Origin of the sequence: Moritella sp. JT01, from assembly GCF_001574435.1 — a bacterium.
Classification (GTDB): domain Bacteria; phylum Pseudomonadota; class Gammaproteobacteria; order Enterobacterales; family Moritellaceae; genus Moritella.
This window is the reverse complement of sequence record NZ_LOCN01000007.1, coordinates 655,818-679,150: the sequence shown is the minus strand read 5'-3', so window position 1 is coordinate 679,150 and position 23,333 is coordinate 655,818. Positions and strand designations below refer to the sequence as shown.

The window sequence follows — 23,333 nt, the reverse complement described above, 5'->3', positions numbered from 1 at the left end:
TTACAGAACTTTACTGGTAATGACTATTTTATAGTGCAGATGGTGAGTAATATACCTACAGATATTTTATCTTTAGGTTGATATGACTACTATTAAGCATTATTTTTTCACACAATATTTTCTTTTGGGTCACAGTTCTAAGATGAAAGACTCAATATTCAAACTAATGTTTGAATATTGTGACTAAAAGGTTAATATTGACTTAATTTTATGAGGTCTGACCTCTTTTACTTAACGGAATGAGGATAAGTGATGGCTAAACCACAAAGCCTAACCACCCGCAACGGCGATCGTATCGCGGTGGTCACTGGATTACGTACCCCGTTTGCTAAACAAGCAACAGCGTTTCATGGGGTTCCAGCATTAGATTTAGGCAAAATGGTTGTTAATGAGATGCTTACTCGTAACGACATTGATCCTAAGATTATTCAGCAAGTTGTATTTGGACAAGTTGTTCAAATGCCTGAAGCGCCAAACATTGCGCGTGAAATCGTATTAGGCACTGGCATGGACATCGGCACCGATGCATACAGTGTATCGCGTGCATGTGCTACAAGTTTCCAAGCTATTACAAATGTTACCGAGTCTATTATGGCTGGCTCGATTGACTGTGGTGTTGCTGGTGGTGCTGATTCATCTTCAGTTGTGCCAATCGGCGTATCTAAAAAGCTTGCTCATCAGTTAATTAACTTAAGCAAAGCAAAAACGACGGGTGATAAACTCAAGATCGCTCGCCAACTAAGCTTGAAAGATTTACTGCCTGTCGCACCTGCTGTTTCAGAATACAGTACCGGTATTACGATGGGACAAACTGCGGAACAAATGGCTAAGTCTTATAACATCTCGCGTCAAGCGCAGGATGAATTAGCGCATCGTTCACATACTCTTGCAGCTAAAGCATGGGAAGAAGGTAAGTTAAAAGATGAAGTAATGACGGCTTATCCAGAGCCAATGAAGTCATTTATTTCTGAAGATAACAACATTCGTAAAAACTCATCAGTTGAAGGTTACGCTAAATTGCGTCCTGCATTTGACCGTAAACACGGTACTGTGACTGCTGCAACAAGTACGCCACTAACAGATGGTGCTGCTGCGGTATTATTAATGAGTGAAAGCCGCGCGAAAGAACTTGGTCTTGAAGTACTTGGTTATATTCGTAGCTATGCTTATGCTGCTGTTCCTGCTGATGTTGATGGTCTAATTGGCCCGTCATATGCGATACCTGAAGCGTTAGACCGTGCAGGTATTAAATTTGATGACTTAGCGCTATTTGATATGCATGAAGCATTTGCTGCACAAACATTAGCAAACCTAAAATGTTTAGAGTCAGATACGTTTGCACAGGAAAAACTAGGTCGTCCAGAGCGCGTTGCTAATATCGATCAAAGTAAGTTCAACGTACTTGGTGGTTCACTTGCATATGGTCATCCATTTGCAGCGACTGGCGCACGAATGATCACGCAAACATTGCATGAATTGAAACGTCGTGGTGGTGGTCTAGGGTTAACGGCTGCATGTGCTGCTGGTGGTCTAGGTGTAGCAATGATTGTGGAGAGCGCGTAATGAGTCAGCAAGATAAAACATTTTCACTTGAGATCCGTGAAGATAAAATTGGCGTTCTAACAATGGACGTACCCGGCGAAACGATGAACACTTTACGTGCAGAGTTCGCTGATGAAATTTCTGATTTGATGAAAGAGATTAAATCTAATTCCGATCTACAAGGTCTAGTACTGATCAGTGGCAAGAAAGATAGCTTTGTTGCTGGTGCTGACGTTACTATGATTGATGCGTGTGAAACGGCTGCAGATGCAGAGAAGTTATCACTGGAAGGTCACCGTGTTATGGGTGAACTGGAAGCATTAAATATTCCTGTTGTTGCTGCTATTCACGGCCCTTGTTTGGGCGGTGGTTTAGAACTCGCACTTGCTTGTCATATCCGAGTCTGTACAGAAAGCACTAAAACAGTATTAGGTGTACCAGAAGTGATGCTAGGTCTATTACCTGGCAGTGGTGGCACACAACGTTTACCGCGTCTTATCGGTGTGGCTAAGTCGCTTGACCTAATGTTAACAGGTAAACAAGTACGTGGTAAACAAGCGCTTAAAATGGGCCTTGTTGATGATGTTGTGCCTGAAACTGTATTACTTGAAGTTGCAGTTAAGCTAGCGAAAAAAGGTAAGATCCAGCGTAAACTAAAACTAGATCTGACTGGTAAGCTATTAGAAACAAATAAAATTGGTCGTAAGATCATGTTTGACCAAGCTAAAAAACAAACACTTTCTAAAACGCGTGGTAACTACCCAGCACCAGAAGCCATTCTAGAAGTGGTTAAAGTTGGTCAAGAAAAAGGTTTTGAAGCAGGTTTAAAACTAGAAGCTAAACGTTTTGCAGAACTTGCAATGACATCTGAATCAGCATCACTACGTGGCATTTTCTTTGCGACAACAGAGATGAAGAAAGAAGATGGCGTTGAAGGCGTTGCGCCGAAAAAAGTGAAAAAAGCGGTCGTACTTGGTGGTGGTTTAATGGGTGGCGGTATCGCTAACGTTACTGCAACGAAAGCGAAAGTACCTGTGCGTATTAAAGATATTGCACCACAAGGTCTGCTTAACGCACAAAAGTATACGTATGATATTCTAAACAAGAAAGTTAAACGTCGCTTTATGTCTAAAGCTGAAATGCAAAGTCAACTTGCTATGATCACCGGTACAACTGAGTACACTGGTGTGAAAAATGCTGACATTGTTATTGAAGCGGTATTTGAAGATCTAAAATTGAAGCACCAAATGGTGGCTGATATTGAAGCTAACTGTAACGAAAATACTATTTTCGCATCAAACACGTCTTCTTTACCAATTACACAGATTGCTTCTGAAGCGAAGCGCCCTGAAAATGTAATTGGTCTGCATTACTTCAGCCCAGTGGACAAAATGCCACTTGCTGAGATCATTACGCATGAAGGTACGTCTGACCAAACTATTTCGACAACGGTTGAATTTGCCCGTAAACAAGGCAAAACACCTATCGTCGTTAAAGATGGTGCTGGTTTCTATGTAAACCGTATACTTGCGCCTTACATGAATGAAGCTGCACGTATCATCTTAGAACAAGAGCCTATCGAAGCGGTTGATAAAGCGCTTGTTGATTTTGGTTTCCCTGTTGGTCCTGTAACACTTCTTGATGAAGTTGGTATCGATGTTGGTGCTAAGATCGGTCCAATCTTAACGAAAGAGCTAGGTAGCCGTTTTGAAGCACCTGCAGCGTTTGATAAGCTATTGGCTGATGATCGTAAAGGTCGTAAGAACGAGAAAGGTTTCTACCTATACGGTAAGAAAGCGAAGAAAGGTAAGAAGCAAGTTGATGAATCAATTTACAAGCTATTTAACCTGAAGCCTGAAGTGACAATGAAGCCTAAAGCACTTGCAGAGCGTGCAGTATTATTAATGCTGAACGAAGCGGCGCGTTGTCTTGATGAAGGTATCCTACGTAGTGCGCGTGATGGTGACATCGGTGCAATCTTCGGTATCGGTTTCCCTCCTTTCTTAGGTGGTCCATTCCATTACATGGATTCAATCGGTATTGCTGAACTTGTTGACAAGCTAGAACGTCATCAAGATAAATACGGTGAGCGTTTTGCACCGTGTGAATCGCTTAAAGCGATGGCGAAAGAAGGTAAAAAATTCTATAACTAATTGCGTAATGCATTAGCTTATATAATTTAAAGCGGCGTTAGATGTAAATCTAACGCCGCTTTTTTATGTTAGTTGGTGCTTCATTATTCAACATATAAAAAGTAGTAAATGCCCATAAACGAAAACATAAGGAAACTCGATATATGCAGTAAGCATGCTAAAACGATATCTTTTTTTCGTGCAATTCGTTGAGCATCTATACCAAAATAAGCATACATAGAACGGCTAATTCGTGATTTAGGTATCAATAATACTATCGCATAATTAATTTCAATCGACCCCATAGCCCGTCGTGGTGGTAAAATACAGCCGTCTTTAACCATTTTCGATTCAATGTAACGCACCGAAATAAGACCAAAAACCTTTAACATAATGGCCCAAAATAGGAATGCAAAAAAACCACCGAAACCTAATATCGCTTGATTATCCATATATTATCCTCTAATCAAACCATCTTATACTTGAACTTGTCTCATATGTTTTTCCTGCTACATATTGACCTATACCATCACCAAATTTAGATGCCCCATAACCGGCCGTGATACCTAGGCCGATTAATATAATCCATCCCGCAGGCGTACTCGCAAGAAATACACCAACAGCAGAACCAATCACATACTCACCAGCGGCAATTCCTGCTGCGGTTCCTAATCCAAAACCAGCAGTTTCCTTCACCATGGTTTTTTCCCATTCTTTACCTTGTTCTTTTGCCTTTAGTACTTTGCTAACACGAAACCCTGCATCAAGCGCAACGAGACTATTGCCTATCACCTTGATACCTGTCCGAGCCTTTTTAGTTTGGCGACTTCTTGTGTGTTAGTCAGGTTAATTGGCGCATCACTTCTCGCACCCCTCGCTAATATTCGTCACTTTATCACAGGGAGGAAAAGTAAAAGTATGGTTTTATTCTTTGAATCTATTTATAGAAATAGAAGACTTATCCGTGACTAGCAGGTGACGGAGGTCGTGACAGCATCACCATTTAATCCGATAGCTATTTCAATACCTGAATCACCGGTGCAGAAACTAATCGTATTGCCCGTAGCGACAGTGCCATTAGCACGAAAGGTGATGGGGGTATTTGGCGTAGTAAACGATAAGATTGAGCTCGTGTCAGTCGTGATTGTGGTTTTATTAATAATTTCAGCCGTAGTACTTGTGGCTAAAGTAAGTGTGTTACTCGATATCGTCATATCCAAAGGACGGTTATGCGCAATCGCGGTGTTTTTAGCATAGCTAAGCGCGCTATTAATCAATGTGGTCGCATCGTCTATGCGGCTTTGTTGTATGGTGTTTCGGTAACTGGGAACGCCAATGCCAATGAGTATGGCAAAGATCGCGATTGTGATCATTAATTCGATGAGTGTGAAACCCAATGATTTGTTCATTCTTATACATCCTTGTTAAAGAAAACAATAGATTAACATGATAAGAACGATCAAAAAAGGGACCACTTTTAGTATATAGAGTGGTCCCTTTTTATTATCTTATTAGCGTCTGTTCAAGACTGGTTAGATTACCAATGCACACCGCGCATGATAGCTGCAAATGCAACTTGTTCAGTGCTTGCTTGTGTCGGTTCATCTTTATCTTCTAGTTTACCTTTAGCCGCTGCTGAATCATTAAACATACGGTAGCCCGTGTTCATTATGATCTCACTTACTTTAGGGAATAGTGAGTAAAGTACTTCAGACATAATACCGACTTTCGTCGCGATACGTTTAGGCTTACGAATAATCGCTTGTACAATTAAATCAGCCGCTTCTGACGGTGCAAGTGTTGGTACATTTTCATATACTTTTGTTGGACCAATCATAGGTGTACGTACTAACGGCATGTTAATCGTCGTCATGTTTACGTTACGGTCAGAAAACTCGGATGCTGCACAGCGCGTAAAGGCATCAAGTGCTGCTTTTGATGCAACATAAGCAGAGAAACGCGGCGCATTTGTTAACACACCAATTGAAGAGATGTTAATTACATGCCCTTTTTTACGCTCTAACATACTTGGTGTGAAGCCCATGATTAAACGAATTGAACCAAAGTAGTTTAACTGCATCGTTCTTTCGTAATCGTGGAAACGGTCAAATGATAAATCAATTGAACGACGGATTGAGCGACCTGCGTTATTGATTAAGATATCCACAAATTCATGTTCAGCAAGTACTGACTTAACTAATTCATCACATGATTCCATGTTTGAAATATCACATGAATAGATGTGTGCTTCACCACCAAGTTCTTGGATTTGCGCCTGTGTTGCTTCTAATTTTGTGACATCACGTGCGACAAGGATTAATTTAGCGCCTGTTGGTGCGAGTTTTAATGCCGTTGCCTCACCAATACCAGAACTTGCACCTGTGATGATAATTGTTTTACCACTGACATTACCTTTCAGGGTCATGTCATTGATTAGATCATCATTTAGGTTACGTTCCCAATAGTCCCATACCGCAGGTGCGTATGCGTCTAAGCGAGGCACTTTGATATTAGAACCTTCTAGAGCACGTGCTGTTTCACGGTCATCGAAGCTCGTTGGGTAGTTAAGGAAGTTCAATACGTCTTTTGGAATACCAAGGTCATTTAATACCCCTTCAGTAAGCTGTTTTACTGCGGGTAAATGGGTGATTGCTTGGCGAACAGAAGCCGGTAAGAAATTAGCGATTCGAGAATCAATTCGGAATGCCGTTCTTGGTGCGTTCCCTGCTGTTGCGAAGATATTAAGTACTTCGCCCACTTTAAATGGTTTTGGATCAACAAGGTGGAAGCAGTTACTGTGTACTTCTTCTTTATGGCTAATGTAGTCAATCGCATCTGCAACATAGTCGACAGGGACAATATTCAGACGACGGCCTTCAACACCTATCATAGGCATCCACGTTGGAATTGTCTCACGGATTTTTTTCAATAGTTTGAAGAAATAGTATGGACCATCTACTTTATCGATTTCACCTGTTTTAGAGTGGCCAACAACCATCCCTGGACGATAAATACGGAAAGGAATTGAGCATTCATCACGCACTACTTTTTCAGACACATGTTTAGTGCGAAGATATGGGTTATCCATATTTTCAGCTTCTTCAAACATATCTTCGTAGAAAGTACCATTGAACAAACCAGCCGCTGCAATCGAACTTACATGATGGAAGCTTTTTGCTTTAATCTTTATAGATGCTTCAACGGCATTACGTGTACCAACAACGTTTGCCGTTTCTTGTGACTCAGCATCAGCCTTCATGTCATAGATTGCAGCAAGGTGGTAAACATTATCAATTTGGTCCGTGTGTTCTGCTAACCATTGCTCATCAATCCCTAAATTCGCTTTAGTGATATCACCAGTAACCATTTTGATACGACTTTTAACACTTTTATGCACTCGATCCTTTAATGCATTGAACTTGTGTTCTGAGCCTTGGCGAGTTAATACATAAACTAACGCATCTTCTCTCTCTACTAGACGTTCAATTAAGAATCGACCAATAAATCCTGTACCACCGGTAACTAAGTATTTCATTCCATTATCCTCAATTAAACTGTGTTTGCTTTTTGTTAAATAAAAACGACTTTTCGATTTTATAACAATGAGTGTATATCACTTATGTAGTAGTAATATCATCGATTTGAAAATAAATGTCAATGATGTTCCCTTAACGTAACTGGATATTTAACTTTTCTAACAACACCTTGTCAGTATTTTATGACGCGTTGTTAGGTTTTTGTGTTGGTAAGTTCTGTTAACTAAATATTAACGTTTAGTGTAAAAGCTCTGTTTTTTCAATCGTCATTATGCTTCGTTTCTACAACGTAAAAGTTTACTTTTTTACGTGTTATTGACAAGTATTGACGTGTGAAATTAAAAATAATGCTTATTTTGGATGGTATATTCTAAATATTGTTGTTAGCTATTATTTGGTGGTAGGGTATTAGCATAAATTTAATCATTTAAAATAAAAACAGGTAATTATCAACGGCTTACTGTTTGTTTTATATTTTATATTTATTTATAGGTAGATTGGTGGACTTTTTCACTAATACTTTTGCGTTAGATTTTATAAAACCTAACCGTTTTCAACCTAGATTATTGATGATTTTGGTGTGATTTAAGTCAAAAAAATTAATTTTAGATGACTTATTTTGGTAAGGTGTTTTGACCTTGCAACATATATTATTAATTAAGTAATAGTACATCGTAGGACTTTAATATTAGAATATTTATTCAATAGCCCAGATCTATCCCAAAAGTATTAAATTCTGAAATTAACCTTTTCACAATTAATAATTTTTTAATTGTGTTTCTGTAATTGATAGCGCTATCATTTGTGATGCGACTAATTTACTTGTGGTTGTTTAATATTTTCCTTCGTTAATAATGTGCTCGACGTCGCCAATCTTTTTACTTTTTGTGATTGTGATGATTCGTTGATTTCTGCTACCTCTAAATTTTAAACTTGGGTCTACTTGTTGCTGTTCAAATTTACCGTCAACAAGGCAATCAATGTATTGAACTATGCATCTTTGCTGAGGTGTTAACTGCTCTATGGTATAACCAGTCCATAGCCATATATCCTTGCCAATACATTCTTTTTTAACTCTTTTTACTAGTTTTAATACAGCGTTTAAGTTTGCTGGGTAGAGTGGATCACCGCCGCTTAAGCTTAATCCTCGGCGATGTATACGCGTATCATTTAAATCATTAATTATCTTGTCTTCTATCTCTTGATCGAATGGGGAACCATTGCGTGGAGACCAAGTCGATTGGTTATAGCAGCCTTTGCATTGGTGTTCACAACCACTGACAAATAAGGTGACCCTTGTACCTGGGCCATTGATGACATCAAGGTTAAAATATTGAGAATAGTGCATCTTTACTTCTTAAACGCTAGCCAATAAGCAATTGGCTAGCTAGTTAATTAATCTGAATATGGTTTTTTATAAATGTTTTGTAAAAAATTGAATAATTTATAAATGTTTAACGCGGCGTTTTACTTCTTCCTGTTTACCTTCATTAAAAGGACGCGCATCCGGACTGCCTAAGTAACCACAGACTCGACGGGTAACAGAAACTTTCGCAACATCGTGATTACCGCACTTAGGACAGGTGAACCCTTTACTGGTACATTCAAACTCACCGGTATAACCACAGGCGTAACATTCATCAATCGGTGTATTAGTGCCATAATAAGGAACCCGTGAATAACTGTAATCCCAAACGTTTTCTAATGCCTCTATGTTGTGCTGCATATTCGGGTATTCACCGTAGCAGATAAAACCACCGTTACTAATCGCAGGATAGGGCATCTCAAAATCAATTTTGTCATATGGATTCACTTGCTTCTCAACATCTAAGTGGAAACTGTTGGTGTAATAACCTTTATCTGTCACATCCGTGATATCACCAAAGGTGATTTTGTCTAATTTAGCAAAACGACTACACAAATTTTCACTCGGTGTTGCATACAAACTAAATGCGTAACCAGTTTCAGCAGTCCACAGCTCTGTAATAGCTTTCATATGGGTAAGCATGGCAATGGCTTTTTGTTGCAATGTTTTACTATCAAAAGGGTGTGTTTGATTGCCAAATAGTGCATTGATTGCTTCGTGTAAACCTATGTAGCCTAAAGAAATAGATGCACGACCATGTTTGAAAATGTCTAATACGTCATCATCTTCTTGCAGACGAACACCGCAAGCACCTTCCATGTACAAGATTGGCGCAACACGCGCTTTGACACCTTTAAGGCGAGATATTCGAGTTTCCAGCGCGCGTTTACACAGGATTAAGCGTTCATCGAGTAATTGATAGAATCGCAATTCATCACCGTTTGCTTGAATGGCGATACGCGGTAAATTTAGGCTGACAACACCTAGGTTATTACGGCCTTCATGTACTAATTCACCTTGCTCTTCATAGTTTCCTAAGAAACTACGGCAACCCATGGGTGTTTTAAATGACCCCGTAACTTTTACTACTTGGTCGTAATTTAAAATATCTGGATACATACGTTTACTTGCGCACTCTAGTGCAAGTTGCTTAATGTCGTAATTTTCATCGGCGGATTTATGGTTTAAACCATCTTTGATCGCAAAGACCAGTTTTGGAAAAACAGCCGTTTTATGATTCTTACCTAAACCCGCAATACGGTTTTTAAGAATAGATTGCTGAATTAGACGTGCTTCCCAAGTCGACCCTAAACCAAAACCAAAGGTGACAAAGGGCGTTTGGCCATTGGCGGTGTGTAAGGTATTAACTTCATATTCCAACGATTGGAACGCATCGAAACATTCTTTTTCTGTGCGTGAACGAGCAAACTTCTCTTTATTCGGGATATCCCATTCTTCTGCTAATAAGGTGTTTTTGTTAAAACTTGCGGTGACATATGGCGCTAAGATCTCATCAATACGGTTGATCGTGGTACCACCATAAATATGGCTGGCCACTTGTGCAATAATTTGTGCGGTAACTGCCGTTGCTGTGGTAATTGATTTAGGTGTTTCAATCTCAGCGTTACCCATTTTAAAACCATGCGTTAACATGCCATCAAGATCGATCAGCATACAGTTAAACATCGGGAAGAAAGGTGCATAATCAAGATCATGATAATGAATGTCGCCAGATTCATGCGCATGAACAATATCACGTGGCAAGATATGCTGCTTGGCATAATGTTTCGCGACAATTCCCGCCAGTAAATCGCGCTGAGTAGGGATCACTTTACTATCTTTATTGGCATTTTCATTAAGCAGTGATTCGTTACTTTGTTCAATAAGCCCTTTGATCTCGTTGGTTAGAATACTTTGCGTTTCACGGGCTATATCGCGCTGATGACGATACTCGATATAAGCGCGGGCAATGGGTTTGTTGCTTTCTTGCATCAACACATCTTCAACGGTGTTTTGAATCGTATGAATCTCGATAGCATGTTCGCTGGAAACATCTTGCTGGATGAGGGCTTGATGAACCTTATTTGCCATTTCTATCGCATAACAACGGCTTTCTTGTTGCACTGATTTAGCTGCTGCGAAAATGGCGTTTTGTATGCATTGAATGTTAAACGGCACACGACAACCATCTCGTTTAATGACAAAAAAATCCACAAAATACTCCTTCAGTTTAAAATATATATTAGTGTGTGATACCACATATAGGTGTTATTTAAACAAGTGGCACAACATGTAGTATATTAGGCTTTAAATTTATTGTTGGCGCATTGATTTTGATCAACAATTATCACGCCAAAATATTGGATTGATGAGGGATGTATTCTCGATCAATAAATAGCACTATTGTGCTTGTAAGTTTATTTTTGAACGATATTTAAACGTAAAGTGAGCAGCAAAGTGCTTATGATGAATAAAGCTTTACAACTTCAAGTGCTTGCTCTAATATTCGCTCCATTGCTGCGGAGGGGTGGCAGAGTGGCCGAATGCACTGGTCTTGAAAACCAGCNNTGAAAACCAGCAGGGGTTAATAGCTCCTCGAGAGTTCAAATCTCTCCTCCTCCGCCATCCATTCAAGAGAGCGCTAATCGATTACTCGTTAAAAGTAGTCGGTTAGCGTTTTTTTATATCCAATTTTCGACATTTTTTCACTAATCCTCTGCTAACTTCATTACTATAGCCACACACTTACTCATCCTCTTGGGATCTAAGCTTATGAATCCATGTATCTACAATCGAATTCGTTCTTTTTTTATTGCTGTGTCTGTTGTTACCTGTCTACTTTTTTCCACGACCATTTTTGCTGAAAACAAGGTTAGCCAAGCACCGACATTTGTATTACCCGGTATCGATAATACCCAAGTGAACCTTGAAGACTATCGCGGTAAGGTAGTATTAGTGGATTTTTGGGCATCCTGGTGTACGCCCTGTATTCGTTCATTTCCGTGGATGGATGAAATGGTTGAAAAGTACGGTGAAAAAGGCTTTGTAGTGATCGCGATTAATATGGATCAAGAATCTATTTTAGCGACCAAATTTTTGCAACGTTACCCAAACAAATTAACTATCGCGTTTGATCCGCAAGGCGTTGTCGCTGAGCAGTATGAAATAATGGGATTGCCTAATTCGTTTATACTTAATAAGAAGGGCGAAATTGTGTATAAGCATATCGGCTTTAGATTGGCGGAGTTAGATAAATACGAAGCTGAGATCTTGTCGCTATTACCTTAGGCTTAGTTGTGGAGATGCCTTATGAGACGGATTTTATTATTGGCCAGTGTATTGAGTTTAACTGCGTGTTCATCACTTGGCGTTACGCCTTGGGAACGAGACTTGTTAGCGAAACCTGAAATGCAGCTTGCAGATAATCCGATGGAAATTGGGTTTGACGACCACACTTATTTCAGTAAAGAAGGCTCGAGTGGCGGCGGTAATTTTGCGGGTGGGGGCTGTGGATGCAACTAAAAAGCAAAGGTAAAACCTTCACCAATATCTCGATAACACTCGCGGCGGCCACCTGTGTACTTGCTGCGCCTGTGACCGCTCAGCCGTCAGAATTCGACAGTTGGGATGTTGATGCTGGTCTGTTAATTTATGCTGAGAGTGATAGTCAAGTGCAAGCCTATGAGGGGGCACTTTCTCTCACTAAGCAAATTGATGACGAGCGCAGTATTAATCTTAAAGGCATTATTGATGTACTTACTGGCGCTTCACCTAATGGCGCGGTTGCACAAAATAAAGCGCAAACATTTACCCGTCCGTCAGGTAATGGCAGTTATATTACGGCTGCAGGTGATACTCCGCTGGATGATACTTTTCATGATACGCGGGTTGCACTGAGTACCCAATACCAACAACAATTAAGTCGCCTTTGGTTGTATTCTGGCGGAGCATACCTGTCTAAAGAATATGATTACCTTGCCTTGTCGATCAATAGTGCGCTGGCGCGTGATTTTAATAATCGTAATACCACTGCATCTCTCGGCTTTGCTTATGCCAACGATACTATTGAACCAGAAGGCGGCATCCCAGATCCAGGTGTTTCGGTTGATGATCCTAACAACCGTTTAACGGACTCTGATACCAAGCAAACCCTTGATTTACTCTTTGGTTTAACGCAAGTCATTGATCGTCAAACATTGATGCAATTAAACTATTCGATTAGTGATGTGAATGGTTATCAAACTGACCCCTTTAAAATTTTGTCGGTGGTTGACTGTAATGGGTGGGCGAATGATTATGTTTATGAAAATCGTCCTGATCAGCGCACTAAACAAAGCCTATTTTGGCGTACCAAATACAATATACAGCCATCTGGCCAAGTGCTTGATGTTAGTTATCGTTATTTTTGGGATGACTGGGGAATAACTTCACATACCATTGACAGTAAATGGCGAGTTCAACTTTCAAACCAACATTTTATTGAGCCGCATCTTCGTTATTATAGCCAGCAAGCGGCTGATTTTTATCGTGTCTATCTTGATGAAGACCAGCCAATACCGAAATATATGACTGCCGATTATCGTTTGGGTGAGTTACAAACTTATACCATTGGGCTTAAATATGGTTTCCCGATTGCGGGTAATGAGTTCAGTGTGCGGCTTGAATATTACCTTACTCAGGTCTCAGGTGATGATTCTCTGGCTAAAGGGGCTGGTATGGCGGGATTAGATCTTTATCCAGATAAAAGCGCCATCATACTGCAGAGCTTCTATCGTTTCTAATACCGTTTTTAATGTTTATATGAGTAGGTATAAGGTTTGAAAAAAGACGATCTATTAAACAAAGACAGCGCTTTACAGCAAGGCGGTACTTCAAAAAAAGCCTTTACCTTAAAACGAAAAACGGGCTATTGGCTCGGTGAGTTCACCGTCATGGCCAGTCCTTGTCAGATCTTATTAGATAACGTAGATGAAGCTCAAGCGGATAGCCTTACTGCGCAAGCATATGCAGAAGCAAAACGCATTGAACTAAAATACAGTCGTTTTCGTGATGACAATATTATTGCCCGCCTTAATAGCTCTGCTGATGAAACCATTTCGGTAGATGAAGAAACGACACGGCTTATTAATTTAGCTGATTTATGTTTCCAACTCAGTGGAGGATTGTTTGATATCAGCTCTGGTGTATTAGGTAAACTCTGGCACTTTAAGCAACAAAACCAACTCCCCAATGACGCTGATATTAAAGCGCTGTTACCGAATATTGGTTGGCAAAAAGCAAACTGGAATGAACCGTTATTACGTTTACCAAAAGGCATGCAAATAGATCTGGGTGGTATTGGTAAAGAATACGCGGTCGATAAAGTTGCTCAGCTATTGCTGCAACAAACTGATAACGCATTTTTGGTTAACTTTGGGGGGGATATTTATACCAATCAATTACGCAGTAATGGTGACGCTTGGCAAGTCGCGATTGAAGATCCTAAACACCTTGGTGAAAGTAAGCTTATGATTAGCTTAGCCCAAGGAGGCCTTGCAAGTAGTGGTGATAGTCAGCGCTATATTGAAGTCGATGGTCAACGTTATGGTCATATCCTCAACCCCAAGACTGGCTATCCCATTACTGGTGGCCCTGCTCAAGTTACTGTCTATGCCCAAAACTGTGTGCAAGCGGGCATGCTGGCAACCATTGCGTTATTACAAGGCGAGTCTGCTGAAGACTTCTTGAAAGCGCAAGATTGCCGATATTGGTTATCATGATTTAACTTGGTTTCTGCCTATATGTCTTTTACTCTTGATTTTTTAGCGACGACTAAATGAATAAGGAGAGTAATCAGACCTGTAAATAAAAAAATGAATGACCCTGTTAGTGTTTGCATGCCCTCCCTTTTTTCACTATTTTTTGCGATTGCAAATAACGCTACACGTTTTGCTGTTAGTTCTTTTTCTGATGGTCTATTTACTGGTGTTGTGTCATCTGCATATTGGTAATTATCTCTAGCCCAATAGGCATCATTTGTTTGGTATTGATCGTATTGATATGAGCTCATTGTTAATTCTGGATTTAAAACTCGAACAAAAGCATATCCGCCAATACCAGAAGATATGACGACGCAGATCATCGCGGCAAAGCACACAGATAAAGCGTAGATCTCTAATTTTGATTTCATAAATTGCATTTCCTTTGATGTTTAATATCTTAATTACCATTAATACAATATAAATGTTAGCCATTAATATTTTAAATTACAATGGACTAGTGGTTTATTCGTCTTTAAATCATACTTTCATAATGCGTCAGTTTTGTTTTTTATATTAGCTGAACTATATTAAACAAGATTTTTCGGATCACCTGCAATAAAGGCATCTATATTATCAATAAGCTGATTGGATAATGTCTGAATAGCAGAGTCTGATCCCCAAGCGATATGCGGCGTTAATATAAGATTCGGCAGATGTGCATTAGCGATTAAGGGGTTACTGGTATCAGCAGGCTCTTGGGTAAATACATCAACACCTGCGCCAGCAATTTGTTGGCTATATAATGCCTCCACTAACGCCACCTCATCAACCAGACCACCACGTCCCGCGTTAATCAAAACACTCGTACTTTTCATTAGCTTAAATTCGTCACTGCCGATGATATTGTGCGTTTGCTCTGCAAGTGGGCAATGCAATGTCAGTACATCCGCTTGTTGTAAGACGAATTCAAATGGGCTGTAGTCTTCACGACACTCATTCGCACCTTTACGCTCAGCAAAAAGTACCGTCATGCCGACGGCTTTGGCCAACGCTGCAACAGCATTACCGAGACTACCTTTACCAATAATACCTATCGTAGATCCCGCTATATCGGAAATGGGATGGCTAAAGAAGCAGAATTGTTTTTGCTGCTGCCAAACACCGGCTTGAATATCTTGATGGTAACCGACAAGATTTCGCTTTAGTGCAAACATCATGGCTAATACATGTTCAGGTACGGAGTTGGTGGCATAGCCTTGGATGTTACTGACGGTGATGTTGTGCTGACGACAATAATCTAAATCAATGTTGTTGGTGCCAGTCGCCGCTACGGCAATCATTTTTAATTGTGGGCACTGACTTAATATCTGCGTATTTAAAATGACTTTATTGGTAATGACAATGCTTGCATGTTGCAGACGTTCAATCACTTGCTCCGGTGTTGTTGTCGCATACTCTTGCCACTGACAATCAGTATTAGGTTGAGGGATGGTGATGTGTTCAGGGATTGTAGAACGGTCGAGAAAGACGATAGTTTCCATGCAAGCAAGTCCAATTTGATAGTTAAGATTAATGGTTAAGGTTGAAAGTAGGTTGAAATATCGCTTGCGCTAATTTGCGCAGGCTGATATTTTGAATACATGAAATTAAAACCTATTTTTACACTTATCACAACATCTTGGTGGCACTCTCTTTTATAAGAGCGGTGTTGAATACTTTTGTTCACAGATCGCCGGATGGCAACTGATGAATAAAGTATGTATGTCTCCGGTAATCTATTTTGGAGATATACAATGGAAAATAACCTATCACTACACTTAGACCAAACATCTAATTCAAATCAAAATAACGCGACCAAAGAAAAGATCCTCACGGGTGATCGTGCAACGGGTTCTTTGCATCTCGGCCACTTTGTCGGTTCATTGCAGCAGCGTGTAAAGTTACAGCATCAATATGAGCAAACTATCTTAGTTGCTGACATGCAGGGCCTCACTGATAATGGTCATAATCCACAAAAAGTCTCGTCGAATATTTTAAATGTTGTCGCGGACTATCTTGCTGTCGGTATCGACCCATTAAAAACCACTATTTGTTTACAGTCCGCCATTCCAGCCTTGGCTGAACTCACAATGTATTACTCCAATTTAGTGTCTATTGCTCGTTTGGAGCGTAATCCGACGGTTAAAAATGAGATCAACAGTAAATCATTTGGCCGCTCTATTCCTGCTGGTTTCTTAACATACCCGATAAGTCAGGCCGCTGACATCACTGCATTTAAAGCCACATTAATACCTGTGGGGGAAGATCAATTACCTATGCTTGAACAGACCAATGAAATAGTAAGAAAGCTAAATAACATTGCCCAACAAGAGATTTTGGTTGAGTGTAAGCCATTGTTAAGTAAAGTTTCACGTTTGCCTAGTGTCGATGGTAAAAGTAAAATGTCTAAATCCATGGGTAACACCATTATGCTAAGTTCGAGTGAAAAGGAGATCTCCAAAGCGGTTAAAGCCATGTATACCGATCCGAATCATTTACGCGTGAGCGATCCGGGACAAGTTGAAGGGAATGTGGTATTTACTTATTTAGATGCATTCCATCAAGATCAGGTGTACGTTGCTAATTTAAAAGAACAATATACAGCTGGTGGATTAGGAGATGGCACCGTGAAGAAGATTTTGGAAGAATGCTTACAGGATCTATTAAAACCAATCCGACAGCGTAGAGCTGAGTTTGTCGCTGACCGCTCGCAGCTAATTGCAATATTGAAAGCAGGAACTGAACGTTCTCAAGATGAAGCGAATGATGTATTACGTCAGGTGAAGGGTGCATTTGGCTTAAACCTATTTTAAAAGGATTGTTAAAATGAGTAATATTTTTGATTCGATACCCGCAGACCTCAGCAGTGAAGTATTTGAAGATTTGGTGAGTAGTGATAAAGTTAAAATAGAGCGAATTATATCAAAAGGACACTCCTCACCGGATTTTGGTTGGTATGATCAAGAGCAAAGTGAATGGGTGATCGTTATTGCAGGTAGTGCAATTATTGGTTTTGATGATAAGCCATCGATTACGCTGAAAGCGGGTGATTACCTTAATATCCCAGCGCATCAAAAACACAAAGTCGCATGGACGGATCCTGATCTAGAAACCGTTTGGCTAGCTGTACATTATTAATGTTGTAGGATAAATAACGCATGCAAATAATTATAATCACTGATATTTTTGGTCTGACAACGGATATCGAATTACTTGCTGCGTCTTTATCAATTGAGCTAGCTAGCGTGACGGTAATCGACCCTTACGAGGGTTATAAGCAAACATTCATTAATGAGCAAGCCGCTTACGATACGTTCATGACTCAATGTGGTCATGAGCGGTATATTACGGCCGTGTCATCAGCGATTGAATTATCAGAAGGTGAGGTGGTATTACTTGGTTTCAGCGCAGGTGCATCTGCTGCTTGGAAAGCCATCGATCGACACTCGAATCCATTAATCAAACATTGCATTGGTTTCTATCCAAGTCAGATCCGAAACCATCTGGATGTAATCCCTTGCTGCCCTGTGACATTAGTCTTTCCTTGTGAGGAAAAACACTTTGAGGTTGATAATATACTCTCAGCCTTAGCACCTCTAAAACAAGTCCACTGTATTAAAACCAATTTTTATCATGGTTTTATGAATTCATTGTCAGAGAATTATTCATTAAGCGGGGCAACATTTTTTAATGATAAAATACGTAATGAAATTGGATAACATGGATATATTAAAGTAAGCTATTGATGTTAAGATACTTATTACTTCGTTGTTGGTTCATTATAAAGGATAGTTGAAATGGAAATTCGTATAGATGATTTAAAAGGTAAAGAAGTTGCCCTTTTATTACAAGAACATCATGAAGATATGTTGGAGCATACCCCTGCTGAAAGTGTACACGCGTTAGATTTAACTGGACTAAAAGCGCCAGAAGTGACCTTTTGGAGTGCGTGGATAGATGGTGATCTTGCTGGCTGTGGCGCGATGAAAGTCATTGCAGCGGGTCATGCGGAGATAAAATCAATGCGCACAGATCGCTCTTATCTTCGACAAGGCGTTGCTCGACAATTATTAACCCATATTTTGGCGACAGCAAAAAATCAAGGTATTACTACTGTTAGCTTAGAAACGGGTACACCTGATTCGTTTATACCCGCTCAAAAATTATATCGAGATTTTGGTTTTAATGAATGTGCCCCTTTCGCTGATTATCGTGAAGATCCGTACAGTTTATATATGACTAAAGAACTCGGTTAATGATTTTAAATACTTGTTTAGGAAAAGCAGATGTCGATTAGAACGATTAAAGAAACTGATTGGGATGCAATTATGCAAATTCAGTCAGATGCCTATGCAAGTCATTTACATGAAGATCTAACTGTATTAAAAAGTAAATGGACTGCCTCTCCCACGAGCTGTTTTGTGTTCACTAACAGAGATTCTCGCGTATTAGGGTATTTATTGGCACATCCATGGTCGGGGGAACAAGCGCCGAAGCTAGGTGAGGCTGTTGTGATTGATACTAGCTATAGCGAAGTATATTTACATGATCTGGCTATTTCTGGTGATGCGAGAGGTTTAGGCATTGCCAGGCAACTTATTCTCCATTTTATCATCGCAATGCAAAATTTTGGCTGTCAGCGACTATTATTAACTGCGGTACAAGACTCGGCGTCATTTTGGCACCTATATGGTTTTAGTAGCCTTGAGCATATCTCGGTATGTCCAAGTTACGGTCAAGGCGCTAAATTGATGGTATTAACGATACAAGCCCATTCTAAGCTTCACTCTAAATAGCACTTTCACTAAGTACCATAGCACCTTTAAGCACGTTATATATTATGGCACTGGATATCACGGTGAATAATATTCCGGTAAATAAGCTGATTGCTGGTGCTGCTTTTTTCATACGTTGTTGAATAACTGGTTTCGATAGCATCAATGCGATAAATACAAACCATATTAATGATAATACCAGAATGATAATCGTAGCTGACAATTTAGTCATTAGGTTAACATCTGGGGTTATCATTGCCGAGAATAAAACAATGAAAAACACCATCGCTTTTGGGTTTAGTAAATTAGTCCACAAGCCTTGCATAAAACCTTGTTTGGGTGTCAATTGGTTTAATTTTAGCTGATTATTGTCAATCGAGACACTCGTTTTCCAATGCTTTGACGCATCTTTTAATGCACAGAATCCCATCCATCCTAAATAAGTTGCTCCGATTATTTGTACTATTATATACAAGGATTCTGAACTTTTAATTATCAGACTCACCCCTGTTACACCTAAAGTAGTATGAATTAAAATCGCAATAGAAATACCGACAGCAGAGGCAATGGCAGTTCTTCTTGATTCCTGGCTAGCTAGTTTGACTACTAAAGCAACGTCTGGACCTGGGCTAGCTAATCCGACAGCGTGAATAATAGCGAGTGATAACAACAGTTCGATGTTCATAGAGCAATCCTTAAATGTAAATTCTGCCGCTATATTGCTGTTTAAATGAGGTGGATTATAGGAAAAAATTGCAGAGTAGATACCAGTCTTGATTAATCAACATAATAACAGCCTGTTAATACATCTAAATTAGTTATGTCTATTTGTGATAATGATCAAGTTAATTAATCAATATCGTATCTAATGATAATGAATCTCATTACCATTAGTATCTGTTAGGGAAAATAATGGATATCAGTAATGACTAATACGACAAGATGTAAATTATGCAAAGAGGAATTAGAGACCAACACAAATATTTGTGAGGGATGCAATCATGACAGTGAAAATGAACCCTCTCGTGAAGACCGTCGACAATTAATGCTTCAATATTCTTTTATTATTTTTGGCTTATTATCTATACCTCTCATGTTAATTAATGATTGGCTAGGCTGGATTGATATTAAGAGAGAATGGTCAACATACTTTTTTGGTTATATTGTGCTGTCTTCAGCGGTCATATTTATCTCATTGATTACTTTCTTATGTTGGAATAAATTTGTGAACACTGAAAAATGTGAGAGCGGTACTCGTGCAGTTAAATAACACGTAGCAGAAATAGAAACGTACTTAAATCAGTCTGTGCTGTAAGCCGTTACATATTCGGCTATCTGGAAGTCGGCAACATCGGTAATGTGGTTGTTCTTTCAGCTTATCCTAGAACACAGCTTGTGTCTTAAATAACTAAAGTACACGACGTTGAAAGTGGGATGGGGTAATAAGGTAGGCATTCTTGAACGCTTTATTAAAATGGCTTTGATCGAAAAAACCAACCTGATAAGCAACATCTGACACATTACCGCCTTTCATTAACGCCTTTTTCGCATACTCTAATCGTACTCTTTTTAAATATGCATGCGGTGTTATTCCCATCGATTGTTTAAACTGACGTAGGAATTGAAATTTACTTAAATCAAGTTGCAGTGCTAACTCATCTAACTGAAATGACTGTCCGGGTTCATCGTGGAATAGCGCTTTAATATAATCGAGCTGCTGCGCTGATAGCTGTTTGATTGATACGTGCTGCTGTGTCGGAATTCCACCATTGTGGATAAACAATTCTGTGATGAACGCCATCATAGTTGCTTCTATGTGTAGCTGTACAGAAACATCTTGCTCTGTGGTTAAGAGTTTATGTAGATGTAAGAAGGCATGCGATAGCGTCGGATTGTTTATAAGTGGCGCATTAAAAAAGGTTTCTGCCTGATTCATTTCTCGGCTAATCTCGTTAACATAATCAACGGGTAATGCCATTACATGTGATTGATAACCACCAAGCGTAATGTTCTCGCCATTGTGTGCTTCGTCTGGGTTTAGCGTAGATAGAAAACCAGGTGCAAGGTGATATTGTGTACCCTTATGCAGATATTGCTGGCAACCACTGGTTACAATCCCAATGTGATAATCAAGATGAATGTGCGGTTCGAAAGAAAAATTTTCAACATTCGCTGAGCTTAGTTCTATATTGGGTAATACAGGGTTATGCCAGTATTCAATTTTTTCTTGTCCCATCGTGTTTACCTATTCCACCAACCTACATCACCTTAATCTGCATATTAACAGCGCGGTGTTGGCGGTGATAGTAAATAATTGCATAAATATTATTTTTGTATAGACCAAGATTAATCTGTGTTTAAACGTTGAATATCACAGATATAACCTTTGCTTTAAAATTGCGTTGTAATTGTTGTGCAACTGTCTCGTTTTGCTGTCATGGTCCTTATTAAGGGGCTGTAGGTATTACAGCCTCATCATAAATAATAGAAGGAACGCTATTTATGTCAACATCTGAAGTTACGCGTAATCAACTGCAACGGAATATGCAATCAAATAATATTTTCGAACAAAACCTACCTATGACCCATGCGAATTATGCAGCATTAACCCCCATTTCTTTTTTAGAACGTTCTGCATTTGTTTATCCCAACCATACTGCGACGGTGAATGGTGACATTCGTCATACTTGGTCAGATGTATACCAACGCTGTTGTCATTTTGCCAGCGCGTTGAGCAAACGCGGGTTCGGTAAAGGGGATACCGTGTCGATCATCGCTCCGAACATTAATGAGCACTTTGAAGCACATTTTTCTGTACCTATGTCAGGTGCGGTATTGAACTCGATTAACACACGTTTAGACGCTGAATCAATAGCATTTATTCTTACACATGCGGAAACCAAGGTGTTGATCACTGACCGTGAGTTCAGCACTGTTGTCCAGCAAGCAATAAATAAGTTGGTTCATAAACCTTTGGTGATTGATATTGATGATCCTGCTTTTGATGGCGGTGAATTTATCGGTGACTTAACTTATGAGCAATTCTTAGCGGAAGGCGATGATGACTTTACTTGGGTAAGACCTGATGATGAATGGGATGCTATTTCACTTAATTATACCTCGGGCACAACAGGTGATCCAAAAGGGGTTGTTTATCATTATCGCGGTGCATATTTAAATGCGGTCAGTAATATTTTATCGTGGGAAATGGGTGCTCATCCTGTGTATTTATGGACGCTACCCATGTTTCATTGTAATGGTTGGTGTTTTCCATGGGCGATTGCTGCCACTGCAGGCGTGAGTATCAGTGTCCGCCATGTACGCGCAGATGCTATTTATGATTTAATTAGAGCTGAAACAGTGACACATTTTTGTGGTGCTCCAATTGTATTAAACATGCTTAATGGCGCGGACAAATCACTTAAAACGGGTATTGAACACGAAGTAAAAGTGATGACCGCAGGTGCGCCACCACCTGCGTCTGTGATTGAGGGCATGGAGGCATCAGGTTTTAAAGTGACCCATGTTTATGGACTAACAGAAACGTATGGACCTTCTGTTGTTTGTGCATGGCACGATGAATGGAATGATAAAACCAGTGAACAACAAGCGCGTTTAAAAGCGCGCCAAGGTGTTCGTTCACCTTTGCTTGATGAACTAATGGTCGCCGATCCCATTACGCTAGAGCCAGTAGTAAAGGATGGCAAAGCAATAGGCGAAATTTTTATGCGAGGTAATTTGGTAATGAAAGGTTACCTGAAAAACCCAGCGACAACACAAGCGGCTTTTGCTGGAGATTGGTTCCACTCGGGTGATTTAGCTGTATGGCACGAAGATGGTTATGTCGAGATTAAAGATCGATCTAAAGATGTAATTATTTCTGGCGGCGAAAACATTTCGAGTATTGAAGTTGAAGATATTCTTTATCGCCATCCAAAAATACAAGATGTCGCAGTTGTGGCAAAAAAAGATGAGAAGTGGGGTGAAACACCTTGTGCTTTTATTACCCCAATGCCAGATGTTGATATCACATCGCAAGAAATCATACTCTTTTGTCGTGATAATATGGCGCATTTTAAAACACCAAAAACCATTGTATTTGGTGAGTTACCAAAAACATCGACAGGTAAAGTCCAAAAATTCCTATTACGAGAACAGGCAAATAATTTGATTATGGAAAATGAGAATAGCCCTGCATAAAA

23 protein-coding genes and 1 tRNA gene are annotated in these 23,333 nt (G+C 39.7%); 14 read left to right on the top strand and 10 right to left on the bottom strand.

The features are described 5' to 3' along the window. Positions 1–252 precede the first annotated feature (252 nt). Together fadI and fadJ are read left to right on the top strand one after the other, a co-directional pair. Positions 253–1,563: an acetyl-CoA C-acyltransferase FadI gene (gene fadI / locus AKG98_RS09575; RefSeq protein ID WP_067044824.1), complete on the top strand. Its 1,311-nt coding sequence runs from the start codon at positions 253–255 to the stop codon at positions 1,561–1,563. Beyond that, on the top strand, positions 1,563–3,695 hold the full coding sequence (gene fadJ / locus AKG98_RS09570) for a fatty acid oxidation complex subunit alpha FadJ (RefSeq protein ID WP_067044821.1): 2,133 nt from the start codon (positions 1,563–1,565) through the stop codon (positions 3,693–3,695). Before fadI ends, fadJ begins: the two co-directional genes overlap by 1 nt. Positions 3,696–3,778: 83 nt before the next feature. On the opposite strand, the gene AKG98_RS09565 is transcribed toward fadJ, so the two are convergent. The 6 genes from AKG98_RS09565 to nrdD form a co-directional block, all read right to left on the bottom strand. Next, entirely contained in the window at positions 3,779–4,126 is a 348-nt protein-coding gene (locus AKG98_RS09565) for a hypothetical protein (protein ID WP_067044818.1), read from the bottom strand. A 10-nt stretch (positions 4,127–4,136) separates the two neighbouring features. After that, positions 4,137–4,466, bottom strand: coding sequence for a hypothetical protein (locus tag AKG98_RS09560; protein ID WP_067044815.1), 330 nt, complete (start codon positions 4,464–4,466; stop codon positions 4,137–4,139). Between the two features lie 176 nt (positions 4,467–4,642). After that, positions 4,643–5,083 (bottom strand): GspH/FimT family pseudopilin, encoded by a 441-nt coding sequence (locus tag AKG98_RS09555; RefSeq protein ID WP_067044812.1) that lies wholly within the window; start codon positions 5,081–5,083, stop codon positions 4,643–4,645. Between the two features lie 128 nt (positions 5,084–5,211). Beyond that, positions 5,212–7,209: an SDR family oxidoreductase gene (locus AKG98_RS09550; protein WP_067044809.1), complete on the bottom strand. Its 1,998-nt coding sequence runs from the start codon at positions 7,207–7,209 to the stop codon at positions 5,212–5,214. A gap of 833 nt (positions 7,210–8,042) precedes the next feature. Further along, positions 8,043–8,558 carry an anaerobic ribonucleoside-triphosphate reductase-activating protein gene (gene nrdG, locus AKG98_RS09545; protein WP_067044807.1) on the bottom strand — a complete coding sequence of 172 codons (516 nt, stop codon included), beginning with the start codon at positions 8,556–8,558 and terminating at the stop codon, positions 8,043–8,045. Positions 8,559–8,654: 96 nt separating this feature from the next. Next, positions 8,655–10,790 (bottom strand): anaerobic ribonucleoside-triphosphate reductase, encoded by a 2,136-nt coding sequence (gene nrdD / locus AKG98_RS09540; RefSeq protein ID WP_067044804.1) that lies wholly within the window; start codon positions 10,788–10,790, stop codon positions 8,655–8,657. A gap of 307 nt (positions 10,791–11,097) precedes the next feature. On the opposite strand from nrdD, the gene AKG98_RS09535 reads away from it, so the two are divergent. From AKG98_RS09535 to AKG98_RS09515, 5 genes are all read left to right on the top strand, one after another. After that, positions 11,098–11,201 (top strand) — tRNA-OTHER (locus tag AKG98_RS09535). A 147-nt stretch (positions 11,202–11,348) separates the two neighbouring features. Next, the gene (locus AKG98_RS09530; protein WP_067044801.1) at positions 11,349–11,864 is read left to right on the top strand and encodes a TlpA disulfide reductase family protein; all 516 of its coding nucleotides are present in this window, start codon (positions 11,349–11,351) and stop codon (positions 11,862–11,864) included. Positions 11,865–11,885: 21 nt separating this feature from the next. Continuing rightward, positions 11,886–12,098: a DUF4266 domain-containing protein gene (locus AKG98_RS09525; RefSeq protein WP_067044798.1), complete on the top strand. Its 213-nt coding sequence runs from the start codon at positions 11,886–11,888 to the stop codon at positions 12,096–12,098. After that, the gene (locus AKG98_RS09520; RefSeq protein ID WP_067044795.1) at positions 12,089–13,357 is read left to right on the top strand and encodes a DUF3570 domain-containing protein; all 1,269 of its coding nucleotides are present in this window, start codon (positions 12,089–12,091) and stop codon (positions 13,355–13,357) included. The genes AKG98_RS09525 and AKG98_RS09520 overlap by 10 nt, the downstream gene beginning before the upstream one ends. 36 nt (positions 13,358–13,393) lie before the next feature. Continuing rightward, positions 13,394–14,335 carry an FAD:protein FMN transferase gene (locus AKG98_RS09515; RefSeq protein WP_067044792.1) on the top strand — a complete coding sequence of 314 codons (942 nt, stop codon included), beginning with the start codon at positions 13,394–13,396 and terminating at the stop codon, positions 14,333–14,335. A 17-nt stretch (positions 14,336–14,352) separates the two neighbouring features. Here AKG98_RS09515 and AKG98_RS09510 read toward each other — a convergent pair whose 3' ends face one another. After that, positions 14,353–14,745: a hypothetical protein gene (locus tag AKG98_RS09510; protein ID WP_067044789.1), complete on the bottom strand. Its 393-nt coding sequence runs from the start codon at positions 14,743–14,745 to the stop codon at positions 14,353–14,355. A 159-nt stretch (positions 14,746–14,904) separates the two neighbouring features. After that, on the bottom strand, positions 14,905–15,858 hold the full coding sequence (locus AKG98_RS09505; protein ID WP_067044786.1) for a D-2-hydroxyacid dehydrogenase: 954 nt from the start codon (positions 15,856–15,858) through the stop codon (positions 14,905–14,907). Positions 15,859–16,110: 252 nt separating this feature from the next. Here AKG98_RS09505 and trpS point away from each other — a divergent pair, with 252 nt between their 5' ends. The 5 genes from trpS (at position 16,111) to AKG98_RS09480 (ending at position 19,152) form a co-directional block, all read left to right on the top strand. Beyond that, complete coding sequence (gene trpS, locus AKG98_RS09500; protein WP_067044783.1) at positions 16,111–17,169, top strand: tryptophan--tRNA ligase; 1,059 nt, start codon at positions 16,111–16,113, stop codon at positions 17,167–17,169. Between the two features lie 13 nt (positions 17,170–17,182). Further along, entirely contained in the window at positions 17,183–17,494 is a 312-nt protein-coding gene (locus AKG98_RS09495) for a cupin domain-containing protein (RefSeq protein ID WP_067044781.1), read from the top strand. Positions 17,495–17,514: 20 nt separating this feature from the next. Continuing rightward, a complete protein-coding gene (locus AKG98_RS09490; protein ID WP_067044778.1) occupies positions 17,515–18,075 on the top strand; it encodes a dienelactone hydrolase family protein in 561 nt (186 codons plus the stop codon). A 78-nt stretch (positions 18,076–18,153) separates the two neighbouring features. After that, on the top strand, positions 18,154–18,612 hold the full coding sequence (locus AKG98_RS09485; RefSeq protein ID WP_067044776.1) for a GNAT family N-acetyltransferase: 459 nt from the start codon (positions 18,154–18,156) through the stop codon (positions 18,610–18,612). Between the two features lie 30 nt (positions 18,613–18,642). Next, positions 18,643–19,152, top strand: coding sequence for a GNAT family N-acetyltransferase (locus AKG98_RS09480; RefSeq protein WP_067044773.1), 510 nt, complete (start codon positions 18,643–18,645; stop codon positions 19,150–19,152). Here AKG98_RS09480 and AKG98_RS09475 read toward each other — a convergent pair. Beyond that, entirely contained in the window at positions 19,145–19,816 is a 672-nt protein-coding gene (locus AKG98_RS09475; RefSeq protein ID WP_067044770.1) for a LysE family translocator, read from the bottom strand. The two genes, AKG98_RS09480 and AKG98_RS09475, sit on opposite strands and share 8 nt — an antisense overlap. A 240-nt stretch (positions 19,817–20,056) precedes the next feature. Here AKG98_RS09475 and AKG98_RS09470 point away from each other — a divergent pair, with 240 nt between their 5' ends. Next, the gene (locus AKG98_RS09470; protein ID WP_067044767.1) at positions 20,057–20,401 is read left to right on the top strand and encodes a hypothetical protein; all 345 of its coding nucleotides are present in this window, start codon (positions 20,057–20,059) and stop codon (positions 20,399–20,401) included. A 138-nt stretch (positions 20,402–20,539) separates the two neighbouring features. On the opposite strand, the gene AKG98_RS09465 is transcribed toward AKG98_RS09470, so the two are convergent. Continuing rightward, a complete protein-coding gene (locus tag AKG98_RS09465; RefSeq protein WP_067044764.1) occupies positions 20,540–21,367 on the bottom strand; it encodes an AraC family transcriptional regulator in 828 nt (275 codons plus the stop codon). Between the two features lie 266 nt (positions 21,368–21,633). On the opposite strand from AKG98_RS09465, the gene AKG98_RS09460 reads away from it, so the two are divergent. After that, complete coding sequence (locus AKG98_RS09460; protein WP_228140266.1) at positions 21,634–23,331, top strand: acyl-CoA synthetase; 1,698 nt, start codon at positions 21,634–21,636, stop codon at positions 23,329–23,331. Positions 23,332–23,333: the final 2 nt, after the last annotated feature.

Bases quoted from the DNA above. Each gene is read 5' to 3' on its own strand.
- fadI (WP_067044824.1), top strand. From the start codon at position 253: ATGGCTAAACCACAAAGCCTAACCACCCGCAACGGCGATCGTATCGCG.
- fadJ (WP_067044821.1), top strand. From the start codon at position 1,563: ATGAGTCAGCAAGATAAAACATTTTCACTTGAGATCCGTGAAGATAAA.
- AKG98_RS09565 (WP_067044818.1), bottom strand. From the start codon at position 4,126: ATGGATAATCAAGCGATATTAGGTTTCGGTGGTTTTTTTGCATTCCTA.
- AKG98_RS09555 (WP_067044812.1), bottom strand. From the start codon at position 5,083: ATGAACAAATCATTGGGTTTCACACTCATCGAATTAATGATCACAATC.
- AKG98_RS09550 (WP_067044809.1), bottom strand. From the start codon at position 7,209: ATGAAATACTTAGTTACCGGTGGTACAGGATTTATTGGTCGATTCTTA.
- nrdG (WP_067044807.1), bottom strand. From the start codon at position 8,558: ATGCACTATTCTCAATATTTTAACCTTGATGTCATCAATGGCCCAGGT.
- AKG98_RS09530 (WP_067044801.1), top strand. From the start codon at position 11,349: ATGAATCCATGTATCTACAATCGAATTCGTTCTTTTTTTATTGCTGTG.
- AKG98_RS09525 (WP_067044798.1), top strand. From the start codon at position 11,886: ATGAGACGGATTTTATTATTGGCCAGTGTATTGAGTTTAACTGCGTGT.
- AKG98_RS09520 (WP_067044795.1), top strand. From the start codon at position 12,089: ATGCAACTAAAAAGCAAAGGTAAAACCTTCACCAATATCTCGATAACA.
- AKG98_RS09510 (WP_067044789.1), bottom strand. From the start codon at position 14,745: ATGAAATCAAAATTAGAGATCTACGCTTTATCTGTGTGCTTTGCCGCG.
- AKG98_RS09505 (WP_067044786.1), bottom strand. From the start codon at position 15,858: ATGGAAACTATCGTCTTTCTCGACCGTTCTACAATCCCTGAACACATC.
- trpS (WP_067044783.1), top strand. From the start codon at position 16,111: ATGGAAAATAACCTATCACTACACTTAGACCAAACATCTAATTCAAAT.
- AKG98_RS09495 (WP_067044781.1), top strand. From the start codon at position 17,183: ATGAGTAATATTTTTGATTCGATACCCGCAGACCTCAGCAGTGAAGTA.
- AKG98_RS09490 (WP_067044778.1), top strand. From the start codon at position 17,515: ATGCAAATAATTATAATCACTGATATTTTTGGTCTGACAACGGATATC.
- AKG98_RS09485 (WP_067044776.1), top strand. From the start codon at position 18,154: ATGGAAATTCGTATAGATGATTTAAAAGGTAAAGAAGTTGCCCTTTTA.
- AKG98_RS09480 (WP_067044773.1), top strand. From the start codon at position 18,643: ATGTCGATTAGAACGATTAAAGAAACTGATTGGGATGCAATTATGCAA.
- AKG98_RS09475 (WP_067044770.1), bottom strand. From the start codon at position 19,816: ATGAACATCGAACTGTTGTTATCACTCGCTATTATTCACGCTGTCGGA.
- AKG98_RS09470 (WP_067044767.1), top strand. From the start codon at position 20,057: ATGACTAATACGACAAGATGTAAATTATGCAAAGAGGAATTAGAGACC.
- AKG98_RS09465 (WP_067044764.1), bottom strand. From the start codon at position 21,367: ATGGGACAAGAAAAAATTGAATACTGGCATAACCCTGTATTACCCAAT.
- AKG98_RS09460 (WP_228140266.1), top strand. From the start codon at position 21,634: ATGTCAACATCTGAAGTTACGCGTAATCAACTGCAACGGAATATGCAA.